Origin of the sequence: Amycolatopsis sp. NPDC001319, assembly GCF_042896185.1 — a bacterium.
GTDB lineage: Bacteria > Actinomycetota > Actinomycetes > Mycobacteriales > Pseudonocardiaceae > Amycolatopsis.
Map to the genome: position 1 here is coordinate 142939 of NZ_JBIAWY010000010.1, position 16985 is coordinate 159923.

At 72.2% G+C, this 16985-nt stretch carries 21 protein-coding genes; 7 read left to right on the forward strand and 14 right to left on the reverse strand.

Annotated features, from left to right (window positions below):
- The 4 genes from ACFY1H_RS33975 to ACFY1H_RS33990 form a co-directional block, all read right to left on the reverse strand.
- Positions 1-765, reverse strand: a complete 765-nt coding sequence (locus tag ACFY1H_RS33975) for a DUF427 domain-containing protein (protein ID WP_366586697.1) — start codon at positions 763-765, stop codon at positions 1-3.
- A 153-nt stretch (positions 766-918) separates the two neighbouring features.
- Positions 919-1425 carry a peptide-methionine (S)-S-oxide reductase MsrA gene (gene msrA, locus ACFY1H_RS33980; RefSeq protein WP_386953294.1) on the reverse strand — a complete coding sequence of 169 codons (507 nt, stop codon included), beginning with the start codon at positions 1423-1425 and terminating at the stop codon, positions 919-921.
- Between the two features lie 9 nt (positions 1426-1434).
- Entirely contained in the window at positions 1435-1899 is a 465-nt protein-coding gene (msrB, locus tag ACFY1H_RS33985; protein WP_366577930.1) for a peptide-methionine (R)-S-oxide reductase MsrB, read from the reverse strand.
- Positions 1900-1990: 91 nt separating this feature from the next.
- Positions 1991-2917 carry a LysR family transcriptional regulator gene (locus ACFY1H_RS33990; protein ID WP_366577932.1) on the reverse strand — a complete coding sequence of 309 codons (927 nt, stop codon included), beginning with the start codon at positions 2915-2917 and terminating at the stop codon, positions 1991-1993.
- Between the two features lie 199 nt (positions 2918-3116).
- Here ACFY1H_RS33990 and ACFY1H_RS33995 point away from each other — a divergent pair, with 199 nt between their 5' ends.
- Entirely contained in the window at positions 3117-4292 is a 1176-nt protein-coding gene (locus tag ACFY1H_RS33995) for an MFS transporter (protein ID WP_386953298.1), read from the forward strand.
- On the opposite strand, the gene ACFY1H_RS34000 is transcribed toward ACFY1H_RS33995, so the two are convergent.
- The 6 genes from ACFY1H_RS34000 to ACFY1H_RS34025 form a co-directional block, all read right to left on the reverse strand.
- On the reverse strand, positions 4264-4683 hold the full coding sequence (locus tag ACFY1H_RS34000) for an ATP-binding protein (RefSeq protein ID WP_386953301.1): 420 nt from the start codon (positions 4681-4683) through the stop codon (positions 4264-4266). The two genes, ACFY1H_RS33995 and ACFY1H_RS34000, sit on opposite strands and share 29 nt — an antisense overlap.
- Positions 4680-6245 carry a PP2C family protein-serine/threonine phosphatase gene (locus ACFY1H_RS34005; protein ID WP_386953303.1) on the reverse strand — a complete coding sequence of 522 codons (1566 nt, stop codon included), beginning with the start codon at positions 6243-6245 and terminating at the stop codon, positions 4680-4682. The genes ACFY1H_RS34000 and ACFY1H_RS34005 overlap by 4 nt, the downstream gene beginning before the upstream one ends.
- Positions 6242-6622: an STAS domain-containing protein gene (locus ACFY1H_RS34010; protein WP_366577940.1), complete on the reverse strand. Its 381-nt coding sequence runs from the start codon at positions 6620-6622 to the stop codon at positions 6242-6244. Before ACFY1H_RS34010 ends, ACFY1H_RS34005 begins: the two co-directional genes overlap by 4 nt.
- A gap of 102 nt (positions 6623-6724) precedes the next feature.
- Entirely contained in the window at positions 6725-7171 is a 447-nt protein-coding gene (locus ACFY1H_RS34015) for a hypothetical protein (protein ID WP_386953306.1), read from the reverse strand.
- A gap of 222 nt (positions 7172-7393) precedes the next feature.
- Entirely contained in the window at positions 7394-7576 is a 183-nt protein-coding gene (locus tag ACFY1H_RS34020; RefSeq protein ID WP_360595731.1) for a CsbD family protein, read from the reverse strand.
- Positions 7577-7637: 61 nt separating this feature from the next.
- Positions 7638-7793, reverse strand: coding sequence for a hypothetical protein (locus ACFY1H_RS34025; protein ID WP_326834498.1), 156 nt, complete (start codon positions 7791-7793; stop codon positions 7638-7640).
- A 311-nt stretch (positions 7794-8104) separates the two neighbouring features.
- On the opposite strand from ACFY1H_RS34025, the gene ACFY1H_RS34030 reads away from it, so the two are divergent.
- Complete coding sequence (locus ACFY1H_RS34030) at positions 8105-9466, forward strand: aminotransferase class I/II-fold pyridoxal phosphate-dependent enzyme (protein WP_386953311.1); 1362 nt, start codon at positions 8105-8107, stop codon at positions 9464-9466.
- Positions 9467-9470: 4 nt separating this feature from the next.
- On the opposite strand, the gene ACFY1H_RS34035 is transcribed toward ACFY1H_RS34030, so the two are convergent.
- Positions 9471-9758, reverse strand: a complete 288-nt coding sequence (locus ACFY1H_RS34035; protein WP_366577946.1) for an antibiotic biosynthesis monooxygenase family protein — start codon at positions 9756-9758, stop codon at positions 9471-9473.
- A 116-nt stretch (positions 9759-9874) separates the two neighbouring features.
- Between ACFY1H_RS34035 and ACFY1H_RS34040 the strand changes: the two genes are divergently transcribed.
- A complete protein-coding gene (locus ACFY1H_RS34040) occupies positions 9875-10624 on the forward strand; it encodes a polysaccharide deacetylase family protein (RefSeq protein WP_386953315.1) in 750 nt (249 codons plus the stop codon).
- Here the strand turns inward: ACFY1H_RS34040 and ACFY1H_RS34045 are convergent.
- Complete coding sequence (locus ACFY1H_RS34045) at positions 10584-11684, reverse strand: sensor histidine kinase (RefSeq protein WP_386953318.1); 1101 nt, start codon at positions 11682-11684, stop codon at positions 10584-10586. The genes ACFY1H_RS34040 and ACFY1H_RS34045 overlap by 41 nt on opposite strands.
- 22 nt (positions 11685-11706) lie before the next feature.
- Between ACFY1H_RS34045 and ACFY1H_RS34050 the strand changes: the two genes are divergently transcribed.
- The gene (locus ACFY1H_RS34050) at positions 11707-12303 is read left to right on the forward strand and encodes a response regulator (RefSeq protein ID WP_386953321.1); all 597 of its coding nucleotides are present in this window, start codon (positions 11707-11709) and stop codon (positions 12301-12303) included.
- Between the two features lie 64 nt (positions 12304-12367).
- Positions 12368-13363: an NAD-dependent epimerase/dehydratase family protein gene (locus ACFY1H_RS34055; protein WP_366577952.1), complete on the forward strand. Its 996-nt coding sequence runs from the start codon at positions 12368-12370 to the stop codon at positions 13361-13363.
- Between the two features lie 87 nt (positions 13364-13450).
- Here the strand turns inward: ACFY1H_RS34055 and ACFY1H_RS34060 are convergent, their stop codons facing one another.
- On the reverse strand, positions 13451-13810 hold the full coding sequence (locus ACFY1H_RS34060; protein ID WP_366577953.1) for a hypothetical protein: 360 nt from the start codon (positions 13808-13810) through the stop codon (positions 13451-13453).
- Between the two features lie 386 nt (positions 13811-14196).
- Here ACFY1H_RS34060 and ACFY1H_RS34065 point away from each other — a divergent pair, with 386 nt between their 5' ends.
- Positions 14197-14520, forward strand: coding sequence for a hypothetical protein (locus tag ACFY1H_RS34065; protein ID WP_386953325.1), 324 nt, complete (start codon positions 14197-14199; stop codon positions 14518-14520).
- 570 nt (positions 14521-15090) lie between these two features.
- On the opposite strand, the gene ACFY1H_RS34070 is transcribed toward ACFY1H_RS34065, so the two are convergent.
- Complete coding sequence (locus ACFY1H_RS34070; RefSeq protein WP_366577957.1) at positions 15091-15741, reverse strand: XRE family transcriptional regulator; 651 nt, start codon at positions 15739-15741, stop codon at positions 15091-15093.
- A 216-nt stretch (positions 15742-15957) separates the two neighbouring features.
- Between ACFY1H_RS34070 and ACFY1H_RS34075 the strand changes: the two genes are divergently transcribed.
- Positions 15958-16953 carry an isopenicillin N synthase family dioxygenase gene (locus ACFY1H_RS34075; RefSeq protein WP_386953329.1) on the forward strand — a complete coding sequence of 332 codons (996 nt, stop codon included), beginning with the start codon at positions 15958-15960 and terminating at the stop codon, positions 16951-16953.
- Positions 16954-16985 lie beyond the last annotated feature (32 nt).

Below are 16985 nucleotides of genomic sequence, written 5' to 3' on the forward strand. Positions count from 1 at the left end.
TCAGGAGAAGTGCGTGGTCGGCCGGGGGATTTCCCGGCCGTCGACGAACAGGTCGATCTTCTCGTTGTAGAAGCAGATCAGGTTGGAGATCGCACTGAGCGAGCGCGTCGGGAAGTCGTAGGACCAGGCCAGGTCCTGGTGCAGCACGTCGCCGACGCGCACGGACCAGTAGCCGGTGGTGGTGCCCTTGTACGGGCATTCGGTGACGGTGCCGGTGGGCACGAGGTGCGAGAAGTCCACCTCGGTGCGGTTGAGGTAGTACCGCGTCGGCAGGCCGGTCTCGAACAGCAGGACCGGGGACGACGACTCCGCGAGCGTCCGGCCTTCCAGCGCGACGCGCACGTGCCGGGTGGAGCGCAGGGCGTCGACGCGCGTGTACGGGCTGCGCGGGTGGACGAACACCTGCTCGTCCTCCTCGAACCACGCGTCGAGGGCGGCCCACTCGAACCGGACGTGGTCCGCGAGCCCGGCGGCGGCGTCCTCGCCGTAGAGGCGCGCGGCGGCGGGCTTCACCTGGTCGCCCGCCTTGAGGGTCTGGCGGCGCGCGGTGCCGCGCTTGAGGTGCTGCGGGTGGTTCTCGTCCACGAGCACGCCGGGCGTCACGTCGGCGAACGGGATGTAGTACTGCGGGTAGTTCGGCCACTCCCACACGTACAGCGCGCGGGTGGTGTCGAGCACCGTCTCGCCGCCGAGCACGGCGCGGATCCGCCGGGGCACGGGCTCGACGTGGTCGGTCGGGGTGATCGCGTCCGGGTAGTCGCGCATCGGGATCTCCTCGGGTCGGCCGGGCCTTGGTCCGTGACACGCGCCGGTGGGGCAGCGCCGGCCGCGCGGGAACTGTGCTGAAAAAGAAGGCGGTGAAAAAGAAGGTGCTGAAAAACGCGCGGCGCGCGGACGTGAGTCCGCGCGCCGTCGTGATCAGGCCGTCGCCCGCTTGGGCAGCTTCCACCCGGGGCGGGGGAAGTGGCAGGTGTAGCCGTTCGGGTACTTCTGGAGGTAGTCCTGGTGCTCGGGCTCGGCCTCCCAGAAGTCACCGGCCGGGGTGACCTCGGTGACGACCTTGCCGGGCCAGAGGCCGGAGGCCTCGACGTCGGCGATGGTGTCCTCGGCGACCTTCTTCTGCTCGTCGTTCGTGAAGTAGATCGCGGAGCGGTAGCTCATCCCGATGTCGTTGCCCTGCCGGTTCTTCGTCGTGGGGTCGTGGACCTGGAAGAAGAACTCGAGCAGGTTCCGGAAATCGGTCTGCGCCGGGTCGTAGAGGACCTCGATGGCCTCGGCGTGGGTGCCGTGGTTGCGGTAGGTCGCGTTGGGGGTGTCGCCGCCGCTGTAGCCGACGCGCGTGGACACGACGCCGCTCTGGTGGCGGAACAGCTCCTCCATACCCCAGAAACATCCGCCGGCGAGGATCGCCTTTTCAGTGGTCACGTCGTCTCCCTACTTGTCGGTGTTGTCGGTGAAGAGGGCACGGAAGTCTCCATACCCTTCTTTCTCCAGGTCGTCGAGGTGGATGAACTTCAACGACGCGGAGTTGATGCAGTAGCGCAGACCGCCCTGGTCGACCGGGCCGTCGTCGAAGACGTGGCCGAGGTGGCTGTCACCGTGCAGCGAACGGACCTCGGCCCGGATCATGCCGTGGCTGAAGTCGTTGCGCTCGACGACGTTCGTCTTCTCGATCGGCTTGGTGAAGCTCGGCCAGCCGGAGTGGCTGTCGTACTTGTCGACCGACGCGAACAGCGGCTCGCCGGACACGACGTCGACGTAGATGCCGGGCTCGTGGTTGTCCCAGTATTCGTTCGCGAACGCCCGCTCGGTCCCGTCCTGCTGGGTCACGCGGTACTGCTCCGGGGTCAGCCGGGACACGGCTTCCGGGTTCTTGTTGTACTGGGTCTGCTGGGACACAGCTCTCCCTTCGCGGCCTCTCGGCTCGAGCTGGGGAACCAGGTGAAACGCACCTGGACGTGCAGTTATATAGACACCGTACGGGCTCCTTCTATTCCCTCGGACGGCCGCTTGCGCCGTCGTCCGACTTCTGTAAGAAATCGGTCCCCACCAGTAGATCGAGCAGGGTCCGCAGCGCCCGTCCGGGGGCCTTTTCACCGTGGCTCACGACCGAGAGGGGCCACGTGAGCCCGGCGTCTTCCAGCGGCACCACGGCGGTGCCGGGCGCGGTCAGCGGCATGAGGTCGGGGATCACGGCGACGCCCAGCCCGGCGGCGACGTACAGGGGCATCACGCGGAGGTCGGCGACCTCCACCGGGACCCGGCGGGGGACGCCGAGCGACTCGCAGGCCTGGTCGATCGCGATGCGGTTGCCGAAGCCGCGCGGCGCGTCCACGAATCGCTCGCCGGCCAGGTCCCGCAAGGAGATCGACGCCCGGCCGGCGAGCCGGTGCGCGGCCGGGAGCACGGCGAAGTAGGGGACCGTGACGATCGTGCGCACGGTCAGGCCCGGCAGTGCGCTTTCGGGCAGGCCGAGCAGCGCGACGTCGAGCCGGCCGTGGCGCACGTCCTCGGCCAGGCCGGTCGAGCCCGTGACCGACACCGTCAGATGCAGGTCGACCAGCGGGTGCCGGTCGTGGAACGCGCCGAGCACCGCCGGCAGGTCGAGCGCGCCGACGCTCGTGAGCGTGCCCACCCGCAGGCTGCCCCGCAGGCCCGCCGAGGCCTCCTGAACCACCTCGCGGGCGCGCTCCACGGCGTCGAGCGCGGCCTTCGCCTCCGGCAGGAACAACTCACCCGAAGCCGACAGCGCGACCTTGCGCGTGGAGCGGTCGAACAACGTCGTGCCCAGCTCGGTCTCCAGCGTGCGGATCGTGGCGGACACCGTGGACTGGACGGCGAACAACCGCTGCGCCGCGCGCGTGAAACTGAGCTCCTCGGCCACGGCCACGAAGTACTCGAGCTGGCGGGTTTCCACGCCGCGAATTATCGCATCTGGCGATAACTGTCGCCAAGACTTTTCGTTGGACTAAATGAGTCGCCGAGCGGATGGTTGAAGGCACAACGATCTTCCGGGGAAGGCAGCCATGCTCCACACCGTTTCGCCCGTCCCAGCCCACACAGCCCGAACAGTCCGAACAGCCCGCCCGAGGCTCACCCACGACTGGGGCTTCCGCGTGATCGCCCTCGCGTTCGCCGCGTCGCTCGCGTTCTCCACCGTGCCGACGCCGCTGTACGCGATCTACCAGCGCCAAGACGGGTTCCCGACGTTCGTGGTCACCCTCGTCTTCGCCGCCTACGCCGTGGGCGTGATGGCGAGCCTCTACCTCGCCGGCCACGTGAGCGACTGGCTCGGCCGGCGCCGTGTGATCGTCGTCGCCACCCTCGCCGAGGCGCTGGCGGCCGCGTTGTTCCTGTCGTCAGGCGAGGTGCCGGTGCTGCTGGTGGCCCGGCTGGTCAGCGGAGCCGGCATCGGCGCGCTCACCGCCACGGCCACCGCGCACCTGTCGGAGCTGCGCGCCATCGCGCGGCCCGGCGAGCACGCCGGGCGCGCGGGGCTGATCGCGAGCGTGGTGAACCTCGGCGGGCTCGGCCTGGGCCCGCTCGTCGGCGGGTTCTTCGCGAAGTACGCGACCAGCCCGCTCACCACGCCGTTCGCCGTGTTCCTGGTGGTGCTGGTCGCGGCCGCGATCGCCGTGGCGCTGGTGCCCGAGACCGTCGAGCCGTGGGACGAGCCGCCCGCCTACCGGCCGCAGCGGCTTTCGCTGCCGGCCGACGCGAAGCCGACGTTCTTCGGCGCGGCCATCGCCGTGTTCGCGTCCTTCGCGATCACGGGTCTGTTCGCGGCGCTGGCCCCGACGCTGCTCGCCCAAGGTCTGCACCAGAGCGGCCATCTGCTCGCCGGGATCGCGGCGGCTTCGCTGCTGGTCGCCGCGGCGCTCGGGCAGATCGTCTTCGCGTGGCTCACCGTCGCGTGGCAGCTGCGGCTCGGCTTCGCGTTGATGGCCGTGGGACTCGTGGTGCTGCCGGTCGCGGCGCTGCTGCCTTCGCTGTGGCTGTTCTTCGCCGGCAGCCTCCTCGCCGGCACGGGCATGGGGCTCGGCTTCCGCGCGTCGGTGACCACTGTGGCCACGCTGGCCGGCCCGCGCTCGCGTGGCCAGGTGCTGGCGGCGCTGTTCCTCGCGGCCTACGCGGGCCTCGTCGTGCCGGTGCTCGCCGTCGGGCTGGCGCTGGTGTGGGTGTCGAGCCCGATGGCACTGCTGGGGTTCTCCGTGGCCGAGCTCCTGCTGCTCGCCTGGTCGGCGAACCGCATCCTGCGGCCCGCTAGCCGGCCGGTTCGAGCTGCCAGCTGAGCGTCACCGTGGTGCCGTCCGGGCGTTGCACGCACTCGCTTTCGTGCGCGAGCCCCTGCATCAGCGGCAGGCCGCGGCCGCGCAGGCCGTTGGTCGGGCGGGGCGGGAGCCAGCGGCCGTAGTCGGTGACGACCACGGTGACCCGACCGTCCACACAGGTCGCGAGGACGTCGAGGACACCGGTTTCCCGGCCCTCGTAGGCGTGCTCGGCGGAGTTGGCCATGGCCTCGTAGCTCGCCATCACCATGTCCTCCTGCTGCGTGGTGCTCATGTCGAGCCCCGCCACCCAGGCGGCGAGGGCGCGGCGCAGCCCGATCAGCGGTTCCGCCGCCGCGGTGACGCGGCGGCGGAACTCCGGTGTGGTGCGGTCTTCGGTCGCTCGCCCGGTCATGCCGCACCCCCGGCCCGGTGGCGCGCGTGGATCACCGCGATGTCGTCGTCGTGGTCGCCGCCGGTGAGGTCCTGGATCAGGCGGTCCCACGCGGTTTCCGCGTCGGAGCCGTCCCGCAGGCCGCCGAGCGCGGCGAGCAGCCCGGCGATGCCGACGGTGAGGTCGCGGGTGCGGCTCTCCACGAGACCGTCGGTGTAGAGCACGAGATCGGTGCCCGGCGGGAAGGCCACCCGCTCCTGCGGGAACTCCGCGCCGACGCCGAGCGGCTGGGCCAGCGCCTCGCCGATCTGCTCGGGAGTCCCGTCGGGGTGGACGAGCACGCCGGGCAGGTGCCCGGCGTTCGCGTACGTCAGCGAGTGGTCCGCAGGCTGGTGCACGGCGTAGAAACAGGTCACGAAACTCGGCTCCGCGAAGCGGCCGGTGAGCTGCGAGACATTGCGCAGCACTTCCGAGGGCGGCAGCTCCAGCAGCGCGTACGAGCGGATCGCGGTGCGCACCTGGCCCATCACGGTGGCCGCGGTGACGCCGTGGCCGACCACGTCGCCGATCACGAACGCGGTGGCCCCCGAGCCGAGGCGGAGCACGTCGAACCAGTCGCCGCCGACCTTGCTGCCGGTGGCGGCCGGCAGGTACCGCGTGACGAGGTCGAGGCCCGGGATCCGCGGCGCGGCGGGCACCATGCTCCGCGAGAGCTCCGCGGCGAGGGTGCGCTCGCGTTCGTAGAGGCGCGCGTTGTCCAGCGCGATGGCGGCGTAGCCCGCGATGCCTTCGGCGAGGTACTCGTGGCGCTCGGTGAACCGGCCGGTCCCGGGGTGGCCGAAGAAGAACCCGCCGAGCACCTCGCCGCTGGTGGGGCTCACCACCGACACGGCGAGGTAGCTGCGCACGGGCAGGTGGCCTTCGGGCATGCCGTGATACGGCGCGTTGCGGCCGAAGCGCGGGTCGGCCGTGATGTCGGGGCTGCGGACGGTGCCGGTGCCGTCGAAGGTCGGGCCGAACACGGCGGTGTTGCGGGGCATGGGGAAGCGGGAGAACGCTTCGCGCGGCACGCCGGAGAGGGTGTACAGCGTGTAGGACTCGCCGAACTGGTCGACGAGGTTGTAGAAGAACGCGCCGAAGGCCGCGCCGGTCGCACCGGTGGCGGCGTCGGTGGCGTCCTGGACGACGACGTCGAGGTCGAGCTGCGCGGTGAGGCGGCGGCCGATGGAGTGCAGGGCGTCGACGACGCCGGCCTCGGCCCGCAGCCGGCTCACGGTGCCGGTGAGCTCGGCCGTCGCGGCGTCGACCCCGGCCGCGGTCGGCGCGAGACGGGCGCCTTCGGGGGCGTCGGTGTGCAGCAGCACGGTGGCGTCGTCGTCGGCGACGACCACCGCGCCGGTCACGCGCTGGGCGGGCACGAGCTGCGCCACGGTCGCGGCGTCGGGGACCACGATCCGGCCGCGGCCCCGGAAGTCCGCGGCATCGAGCCGGCGGACCCGCACGGCCACGGGCCGGCCCTCGGCGTCGACGAACGCCTTGCGCACGGCCTGTGCCACCGGCCCCAGGCCGTCGGTGGTCGTCATGCGCCCTCCAGCGCGGCGGGCAAGGAGGGGAACAAGGCGAGCTCGTCGGTCAGACGCGTCAGCTCCAGCGGCCGCAGTGTGAGCCGGCTGCTCGCGACCACGCGCACGTCGGCGGGTTCGGCCTGCCGGTGGGCCCACACGAGCACCGCCATCCCCGCCGACGCCAGGAAGTCGACGGCGCTGAGGTCGATCACGAGCACCGGCGCCCCCGTGCGCGCGGCGCGGTCCACGAGCCGGCGCAGCTGGGGAGCGAGTGCGAGGTCGAGGGCGCCGCTCACGGCCAGCACCGTGGCGCCGTCGCTCTCACTCAGCGCGACGGCACCGCCCGTGGTTTCCACCCGGCCCGCGTCGTCGGCGGGGACACCGGACTCAGCCATGCGCCAATACTGCCAAGCCCGCGTCCGTCTCGCCCGGCCATACCCCGTTCGGTGCAGTGCCGGGCGGCCTCGGGGCCGGTGACCAGTTCGGCGACCGAATGATCAGGCGTCGTTCAGCGCCCGCGCGAAGGCGGTGTGCACGCGCAGGTACTGGCGCAACGGAAGGGCTTCTCCGGGGGTGGCGGACGCCAGCCGGCGGGTGGCCCACGTGTTCCACGTGAGGTGCGCTTGCGCGACCGAAAGCCGGGCGGCCGAGGCGACCTCGGCGGGGCTTTCCCCGGCGAGGACGGCTTCGTGCATGAGAACGGGGCTGCTGCGCCGGATCCAGTCCTGCAGCGAAGCCATGGCGGCGAGGCGGTGCAGCTGCGAACCGGCTCCTCGGGTGTCGGAGTCCGGGTCCGGAACGGTCGTGTGCACACCGGTGAGGTCTGCGGCGGGGGCCTCCGGTGCGGAGGCGGCCGGAGCCGGTGCCGGGCGCGGGAATTCGGGGCGTCCGGCGATTTTCGCGGACGTCTTTTCGGTGATCTCGGGGGTGAGTGAGGTCGTCATGGCGATTCTCCCAGGTCGGGCGGTCAGCCACACCGCGATCGTGGCCGCGCCGGTCGGGACGGGCGGCGTCCCACGGCTACCCTCTCATCCTTCTGGCCAATCCTCGGTTTTGTGAGACTGTGATCTCACTCGTTCGGGGGCGTTTTCCCTTGGGGCGCCTCAACATCCCGGGACACGCGAGCGCCGCCGGGCGGTACCCGGCGGCGCTCGTTCACCCGCGTGTCAGTCCTTGTTCTTCAGCCCGTCGACGGCGTCCTTGACCTTCTCGCCGGCCTGCTTGAGGGCACCCTTGGCCTGGTCCGCTTTGCCTTCGGCCTGCCACTGTTCGTTTCCGGTGGCATTTCCGAGTGCTTCTTTGGCGCGGCCCTTCAATTCATCGGCCTTGTTCTGCATTTTATCGCTCACGACCGCTCCTTTCGCGCAGGCGGGAGGGTTACCCGTTTTCGGACGGTTCAAACTTCGCGGCTCAGTACCAGTGCGCGCGGCCGCCGACCTTGCGGCCGGTTCCGCCCAGGATGGCCAGGACCGCACCGATGACCAGCAGGACGATGCCGATCGTCCACAGGATCGAGATGCCGGTGATGAAACCGACGACGAGCAGGATGACTCCGAGCACGATCATGGATTCTCCAGCTGTTCTGTAATGGGGACCGATGGATTCGGAGTACCCGGCCGGGCGACGGGGCAAACACTTTCGGGTCCGGTCCGGTGTGGACGTACCAGTGGTCTGATCCGGCGGCCGGATCAGCGGAACCGGTTCCGGGGAGTTCATTCGGTCACCGAAGGAATGTGCGCACAGGTGGGCGAACCGGCGGTTTTGTACCGCCTTTGCCGGGGCCGACCAGGATGTGAAACCGCTTTGCGGCCGGGTGCGGGCGGCCTAGTTTTCGATCCCGACAGATCGATTTCTCACCGAATGAGGGGAGCCGGTGCGTGGCCTCGGGCGAACTCGCGACGACGGCGCCGGTCGGGCTCGGCTGGCTCGCCGTGCGGATCGGCGAACGCACGGCGCGCGGGATCGCGGGCGCCGTGTCGGGCCTGATCCGCGACGGCGAGGTGCAGCCCGGCACGCGGCTGCCGACCGTGCGCGCGCTCGCGGCCGAGCTGTCGGTGAGCCCCACGACGATCGCGGAGGCGTGGGCGCAGCTGCGCGCGGCCGGGCTGATCGGCACGGGCCGCCGGCGCGGCACGACGGTGCTGGCGCCGCCCGCTGGGCTTCCGCCCGCGCGGATGTTCCCGGGCTGGCAGTCGGTGGACCTGGAGCACGGCTCACCCGATGCCGCGCTGCTGCCGCCACTGGAGGACGCCGTGGCCGCCGGGGTGCGGTCGGAGCGGCCGGCGGTGAAGGAACCGATCAGCGCCCGGCTGCGGGCGGCGGTGAAGCCGGAGTGGCCGTTCGCGGCGGAGGCGTGGACGGTCGCCGCCGGTGGTCAGGAAGGCGTTTCGCTGGCGTGCCGGGCGGTGGCCCGCCCCGGCGACGTCGTCGCGGTCGAGGAACCGACGGCGCCGTGGCTGCTGCGGCACCTGCGGGCGGCGCGCATCCACGTGGTTCCGGTGCGCTGCGACGAAACCGGCCCGCGAGCCGACTCGCTGGAGGCCGCGCTGGCGCACCGGCCCGTCGCCTTCGTCTACCAGCCGCGCGCGCAGAATCCGCTGGGCCACACGGTGGCCGCCGCCCGCGTCGCGGAGCTCGCCGCCGTGCTCGCGCACACCGACACGGCCGTGATCGAGGCCGACGACTTCGGCCCGCTCGCCGCTTCGGCGGGGGCGAGCCTGGGCACGCACCTGCCCGGGCAGGTGCTGCTGGTGCGGTCCTACTGCACGGCGTTCGGCACGGAACTGCGCAGCTGCGTGCTCGGCGGCTCGGCCGCGCTCGTGGAGCGGGTGCGCGCGCAGCGGGCGTTCGGCACGGCGTGGTCCAGCCGGGTGCTGCAGGACGCGCAGGCGTTCCTGCTCACCGACCCCGGCACGGACGCGCTGGTCCACCGCGCGCGCCGGCGCTACGCGGCGCGGCGGACGGTGCTCGCCGAGGCGCTGCGCGACCACGGCCTCGACGTGGCCGCGGGCGACGGGCTCACGCTCTGGGTGCCGGTGCCCGACGAGACCCGCACGCTGGTCACGCTGGCCGCGCACGGCGTCTCCGTCGGCGCGGGCAGCCGGTCTTTCACGGGCCGTTCCGGCGCGCCGCACATCCGCGTCGCCGTGGGCCAGCTCCCCGACGACCCGGCGCCGGTCGCCGACCTGGCGGGCATGATCGCGCGGGCGGCCGGCGTCCGGTCCCGCCGCAGCGCCTGACCCGTCAGACGGCCTCGAAGTGCTCCACCCGCGGTGGCGCCGCGAGGTAGGGCATGAGCAGCGCGCCGTATGCGGCGTAGCGGTCGGTGCCGCGGAAGTTCTCCAGGTGGTGCTTCTTCGACTCCCACTCGACGACACCGACGAAGCGGTCCGGGCTCTCTTCACTGCGCATCATGCGAGCGCGCCGACAGCCGGGCGTGCTCGCGAGCAGCTCGCGGGCTTTCGCATACGCGGCGGCGAATTCGTCCCCGGCGCCCGGTTTCACGTCGATGATCGCGATTTCGGTGATCACCCTTGCCGTTCTACTCCGGACTCGCGGGTGCCGGTACTGCCGGCTCGCCGATCGACCGGAGGGACTAGTACCTCCGCCGCTTCCGGCGCACCGGGCGGGTGGGCAGGGTGGCGCGCATGATCCGTCCCCACCTGTCCCGGCGGGCCCGCCGCCGGACGATCTCGCTCGCCGTCGTGCTCGTGCTGCTGCTCGGCGGCGGGTACGCGCTGCTGCGGGTGGCCGACGCCCGCACGTTCCAGTTCTTCGGCGGCCTCACCGACCGGGTCGAGACGCCGCAGAAGGTCGTGGCGCTGACCTTCGACGACGGGCCCGACCCGGCCGGCGTCGCTCCGGTGCTCGCGACGCTGGCCTCGCGCGGGGTGAAGGCGACGTTCTTCCTCATCGGCCGCGAGCTGGCGGCACACCCCGAGCTGGGCCGCGAGCTCGCCGCGGCCGGGCACGAACTCGGCAACCACACGTACTCGCACGAGCGGATGGTGCTGGTGACGCCCGGCTACGTCGCCGCGGAGATCGAACGCACCGACGCGCTCATCCGCCGGACCGGCTACCGGGGCGAGATCACCGTGCGCCCGCCCAACGGCAAGAAGCTGCTCGCGCTCCCGTACTACCTCCACGCGCACGGCCGGCAGACGATCATGTGGGACGTCGAGCCGAACTCCTACCCCGACGTCGACGCTTCGGCCGCCGCGACCGCCGAGTACGTGGTGACCCACGTGCGCCCGGGGTCGATCGTGGTGCTGCACGCGATGTACCCGGCCCGCGAGGCGACGCGGGAGGCGCTCGGCCCCGCGATCGACGGGCTGCGGGCGCGCGGCTACCGGTTCGTCACGGTGTCGCAGCTGCTGGCGTTGCGGGGCAAGGGATGACGGCCACCACGGACCAGCCGCCGGCCACGGGTCCGGCGGTGAGCGAGCCGCCGCGCTCGGCCAGCTGCGCGCGCAGGCTGGTGAGGCCGTAGCCGGCGCCGGCGGTTTCCCCGGCCGGTGGGGTCCGGACCTTCGATGCGACGGTGATCCGGGCCTGCCCGCCGGTCACGGCGACGTCGACGCCCAGACGCGTGCCCGGGCCGTGGTGGCGCAGGGCGTTGGTGGCGGCTTCGGCGATCACGCGCCCGGCGAGCGGACGGACGGGGCCGGGGAGGGCCGCCGCGTCCGGCACGGTGTCGAGGACCAGACCGGCGGAACGCAGCTGGTCGAGCACATCGGCCAGCGCGGGTTCGGCGGCGGGTTCCTCGTCACCGTGGAGTTCGCGCAGCGTCGCGCGGACCTGGCCCAGTGCGTCGCGGCCGGCCGACAGCATCGCGTCGACGCGCCGGCGGTCGGCGTCGGTCAGGTCGCCGACCGCGCGCAGGGCCTCGGCCTGCACGAGCATCACGGTGGTGGTGCGCGCGAGCGTGTCGTGCAGCCGCCGTGCGGTGCGGTCGCGGCGTTCGGCGGCGAGGCGTTCCAGCCGGTGCCGGGTGCGTTGCGCGGCGAACTCCGCGCGTTCGGCGACGTGGCGTTGGCGTTCCACACCGAGCAGCCAGGCGACGACGCAGATGGCGGCGGTGAGCAGCGCGCCGTCCACGAAACCCTTGGCGGGCACCATCGCCGCGCCGAGGGCGGCCGTCGTGGCGCCGCAGAGCCAGAACCGCACGAGCGGGCGCGGCGACATCGGCGCGGTGTAGAGGGCGAGCAGGACCGGGAGGTAGTCGAGGTTGCGCGGCGCGCTGGTCACGAGGTGGGCGACGGTCGTCGCGGCGACCACGGCGAGCACCCAGCCGGGGAACCGCCGGCGAAAGGGCAACGGCAGCAGCTGCGCGACGACGAGCAGCGGGCCGGCGCCGCCGTGGCCCGGCTGCCACGTGCCGCCCAGAGCGAGCAGGAGGGCGACCAGGAGCGTGGTGGCCAGGTCGGCGAGGAGCCGTCGATCGGCGAGTCGGCGCACGGGCCGAGGGTAGACTGCGCCGGTGATCGGGATCCGCGTCGTCGACGACCACGCGCTGGTCCGCGAAGGTCTCGCCCTAATCCTCGCCGCGCAGCCGGACCTCACCGTGACCGGCGTGCACGCCGACGGTGCCGAGCTGCTCGCCGTGCCGGGCGACCTGGGTGACGTGGTGCTGCTGGACCTGAACCTGCCGGGCCTCGACGGCCTCGAGGTGCTGCGTCGGCTGCGGGCGCGCACGCCCCGCCCGCGCGTGGTGATGCTGACGACGATCGGGCGGGCGCGCGACATCCGGCGCGCCCTGGCCGAGGGCGCGGACGGGTTCGTGCTCAAGGACTCCACGGGCGAGGAGCTGGCTGCCGCCGTCCGCGCCGCGCACGCCGGGGTGACCGCAGTCAGCCCGGCCGTCGCCGCGGAGCTCGGGGCCCCGGCCGAGCCGTTCACCCCGCGCGAACGCGACGTGCTGGCGTTGCTCGGCCGCGGACTGTCCAATCGGGACATCGCCGCCGAGCTCGGCCTGGCGGAACGCACGGTCAAGGTCCACGTGGGCAACCTCCTCGCGAAGCTGCAGGTGGGCAGCCGCACGCAGGCGGCGCTGGCGGCGGAGCGGGTGCTGGGCTGAGGGGCGCGTTCGCCCTCCGCGAGACCGGTGGTCGCGCCGTGGCGGGCGGGCCAGGGTGAGGGGCATGAGACTTCTCGTGCTGGGTGGGACGGTGTTCGTCGGGCGGGCGGTGGCGGCGGAGGCACTGAGGCGGGGCCACGAGGTCGTGTGCGCGGCCCGCGGCGAGTCGGGGACGGTGCCCGACGGCGCGCGCCTGATCAAGGTGGACCGGGACGATCCGGACGGATTGGCCGCGCTGCCCGCGTTCGACGCCGTGGTGGACGTGGCGCCGATGTCGTTCCCGTGGGTGGAGCGCGCACTGGCGGCGCTCGCGGACCGCGTGGCGCACTGGACGTTCGTCTCGACGATCAACGTCTACGCCGACGAGGCCACACCCGGCCAGACCCCGGCGACCGGCCCGCTGGTGGAGCCGCTGGCGCGCCACGCCACCCGCGCCGACCTGGCCGCGGAAGGCGGCACCGGGCTGTACGGCGGAATCAAGGTGGCCAGCGAGAACGCCGTGCGCGCCGCCCTGGGGGAGCGCGCGTTCGTCGTGCGGCCCGGCCTGATCACCGGCCCCGGCGACGGCAGCGACCGCTTCGGCTACTGGCCCGGCCGCTTCGCCCGCGGCGGCCGCGTGCTCGTGCCCGCCTCCGACCGGCTCGCCCAGTACCTCGACGTGCGCGATCTCGCGGCCTGGATCGTCACGGCGTCCGAGACGGGGTTGACCGGCACCTTCGACGCGATCGGCCCCGCCGTCGGCCTGGGCAAGCTGCTCGCCGACATCGCCGCGGCCGTCGGCACGGACGTCGACTTCGTGCCCGCCACGGACACCCAGCTGGAAACCGCCGGCGTCGCCCCGTGGTCCGGTCCACGCTCCCTGCCCCTCTGGCTCCCGCCCACCTACGCCGGCCTCGCCTCCCACGACCCGGCCCCATCACTCGCGGCGGGCCTCGACGTCCGCCCCCTCTCCGACGCCGTCACGGGCGCACTGGAGCGTGAACGCGAGCTGGGTTTGGACCGCGAGCGCCGCGCGGGCCTGTCGGCGGCGGAGGAGGCGGAGGTACTGGCCGGGTTGTGATCCGGTGCGCGCCGGGGGAGCGGGCGCAGTAGCCAGGTTGGTAAGGGCCGTGCGGCCGCGCCGGTTGTCAGCCGGCGCGGTGGCGGGTCAGCTCGCGGCGAGCCATTTCGCCGTGCCCGGACGGCCGGGGATCCAGCAGCCGCCCGAGGTGCCGGGGGTGGTGTCGTCCGGGAGGGCGAGGAGGCCGGCCAGCACGTGGGCGGCGGGGCCGCTTGTGCGCCACAGCCAGGTGCTGGGCGTGAAAACGTTTTCTTCGTCCGCGGGCATGCGGATGGCGGTGGCGTCGTCCTCGGCGTCGAGGCGGAAGACGTCCACGACGTCGCCGTGGACGCGGACGCCGACGACCGCGAGGACTTCGCCGGTGGCGTCGCTGGGGTGCACGAACTGGTAGCCGCGGGCGATGAGGGCGCGCAGGCCGGACTCGACGTCGCAGGGTGAATGGTCCATCGTCCCCGCCTTCCGTTGCCAGCTCGGGAATCCGCACGTGCATCCGCACGCTGGCGCGGACGTTAGCACGACCTCCCCCAGGGTAGGACAGACACACTTCTCTTTTCGATCCCGTCTGCGCGCTTCTGTAGAAGATGGGGCACCGCGCGAAAAGGGTCGTTCGTGCCACGGCTTCGTGGCCGACCGGGCAATGGCGACACGGGCGTGACGAATCTCCCTCGCCATGTCAAGTGACGTTCACGAGGCGGACGCCACCACGGCCGGGTGGTGATCCTGTTGGCCACGTGGCAACCGGCGCTAGCATCGGCTACCCCGCGAAGCACGGGGGACGGACCGCCGAGCCGAGCGGTCACGGTGCCGGTGTCCGCGCACCTCTGGGGTCGGTGATGGGACTGTTCGCGATGGTGGTCGCCGGCCTGCCGCTGGCAGGCGGGCCGCTCGCGGCGGCGCTGCTCGTACTGCGCCGCCGCCCCGCCCTGCGCCCCGCACCCGCCGCCCGCACGCCGCCGCGGCTCGCCGAGGAACTGCGCGCCGTCGCCGAGGTCCTGCCCCGAGTGCGGCCCGCGCCCATCGCCCCACCGAAACGAACCGAACCCGCCCTTCCGGCCGCCTCGTGCCGGCCCTGCCTCGCGGCCGCCGTGCCCCGCCCCCGGCGCCCACCGGCCCCGGCCGAACCCGCGGCGCAGACCTGCGCCGCCTGCACCCACTGACCCGGCGCTCCGACCCGAGCCGGCGTGCCTCAGCGAACACGGAACCGCGCACCGGCTCACCATCACCGCGACCCCGCCCACCTCGCCACAGTGGTTCCGCTCAACGCAACCGAACGCCACATTGGGTGCGTTGCGCGCACCGAATGCCACATTGGGGCGCTTTGGCCCCACCCGACGGCCGCCCGCCGAACCAACTCGCCACCCACCCGAGCCGCGCGCCGCACCTCGCCAACCGCCGGCCGACAACGCAACCAAGCCCCGCACCCGAGCCGCGCGCCGCACCTCGCCAACTGCCGGCTGACAAGCCCCGCACCGAGAACCACCCCGGCACCCCGATCCGAAGCCTCCCTGCGGCCGTCGGACTTCGTTCGAGCTTGCGGGGCGCGCTCCGAGCCCGCCGGCAGCACAAGAGCGGCGAGAAGTCCTTACCAGAAACGATCACCGGGTGTGCGGGATAGCGAGAGCGCACAACCCCTGTCCGCGTCCCAGACCGGGGTCCGACAGGGGACGGGTTCGAGTTCGCGACCTGTCCGCGCGAGCGATGAAAGCCGCCGTCTGGATCGACCTGTGCTATCTGGACGGCCGGCTGTGTTCTGGCTGGTCCGGCCCGAGAGTCGCCGTCGCTTCAAGGCTTTCTTGAATGAGAAGCACACGAAGTGAGCCCTTGTTGAGCTGCCGCCATCGGTGCTTGACATGGCCGCCGTAGAAGAGGCTCTCGCCGGCACCCAGCTTGAAGATGCCGTGGCCCTCGACCTCCATCTCGCACCGCCCTGTGGCGACGTAGATCATCTCGCGGGCGGCATGTGTGTAGTACTCCTCGAACTCGCTGGGCCCTGAGCGGTACTCGACCGGCAGGAAGGGCCAGGCTCCGCGGACGAGGAAGCGGGCCATACCAGTGCTGTGCTCGACCTCCAGGGCCGAGCGTCGTTGGACTCCGCCGAAGTCTTCCGCGCTGCCCAGCGCGACCAGCGCGTGTGCCGTAGTGCCGAGCACGTCCGCGATCAGCGTCAGCGTGCGCATGCTCGGGCGCGACAGGCCCCGCTCGATCTTGCTCAGAAACGGATGCGACAGCCCGGTGGCTCCCTCGACATCCTTCAGGGTCAGCCCGAGCGACTGCCGACGCTCCCGGATCCCGGCGCCCAGGGCGCCGAGCATCCGGTCACTGCGTCCCTGATCCATCTGCTCCTGCTCTCCGCCATGCGAATCCGTCGTCCTGATCATATCGGCGGACGCTCACCGGCTCGCCCTCGCCCGTGCAACCAATGTTCCCCATGGGAACAGTTCACCCATGCGAAACACGAGCATGCGAAGCCGGTAATAACTACTGGCCATTGTTCCTCGCAGGAACATTCCGCCCCCGGGCCAGGATCCCCGCGACAGCGTGCGCTGCGCGCAACTCCGCCGGCCCCCAGTTCACCCGGACAGGAGCTTCCAGACATGAAGCTGCTTGACGTTCCCGTCATCGACATGAACCCGTTCCTCACCGGCGATGCCGAGGCGCGCGCCAAGGTCGCGAAGAAGGTCGACCGCGCGTGCCGTGACATCGGCTTCCTCGTGATCAACGGGCACGGCGTCGACCCGGCGCTCATCGAGCGCACCAGGGAGATCTCACGTCAGTTCTTCGACCTCCCCGCGGAGCGGAAGCTGAGCGTGGCCAAGCCGCAGCCCGGCGTCCTGCGCGGCTACCTGGGCGTGGCGGGTGAGTCCATCGGCCGCTCTCGTGACCTCAACGCCAAAGCCGGCGATCTGAACGAAAGCATGCAGATCGGGCCGATCGACGTCCCGCCGGACGACTACGCGTTCGCGCCGGCAGCGGGCCGGCACTTCGCCCCCAACCTCTGGCCTGACGAGCCGGTGGAGTTCCGGAAGATCTGGACCGAGTACTACGAGGCGATGTCGGAGCTGGCGAACGAGCTGATGCGGGCCTTCGCGCTGGCGCTGGGCGAGGAAGAGTCGTACTTCGAGGACAAGCTCGACCGCCACATCAGCAGGCTCCGCGTCCGCAACTACCCCGCGACCGACAACCCGGCGGAGCCCGGCCAGATCCGGGCCGGCGCCCACACCGACTGGGGCAGCCTGACCATCCTGGCCACCGAGGACGCCCCCGGCGGGCTCCAGGTCCGCAACGCCGAAGGGGAGTGGCGCGATGTCCCCATTCTCCCGGGCTGCTTCATCGTCAACATCGGCGACCTCATGGCCCGTTGGACCAACGACGAGTGGGTGTCCACCCTCCACCGCGTCGTCAACCCCCCGGCCGAGCAGGCGTCGACGAGCCGGCGGCAGTCGCTGATCTTCTTCCACAACCCCAACTACGACGCAGTGATCGAGTGCATCCCCAGCTGCCTTCCGGAGGGTGCGACGCCCAAGTACCCGACCACGACGTCCGGCGAGCACCTCCTGGAGATGTTCGTTCGCTCCCAGAACGACAACTGAGCACCAGACATCCGAGCCAGATATCCGGCCGG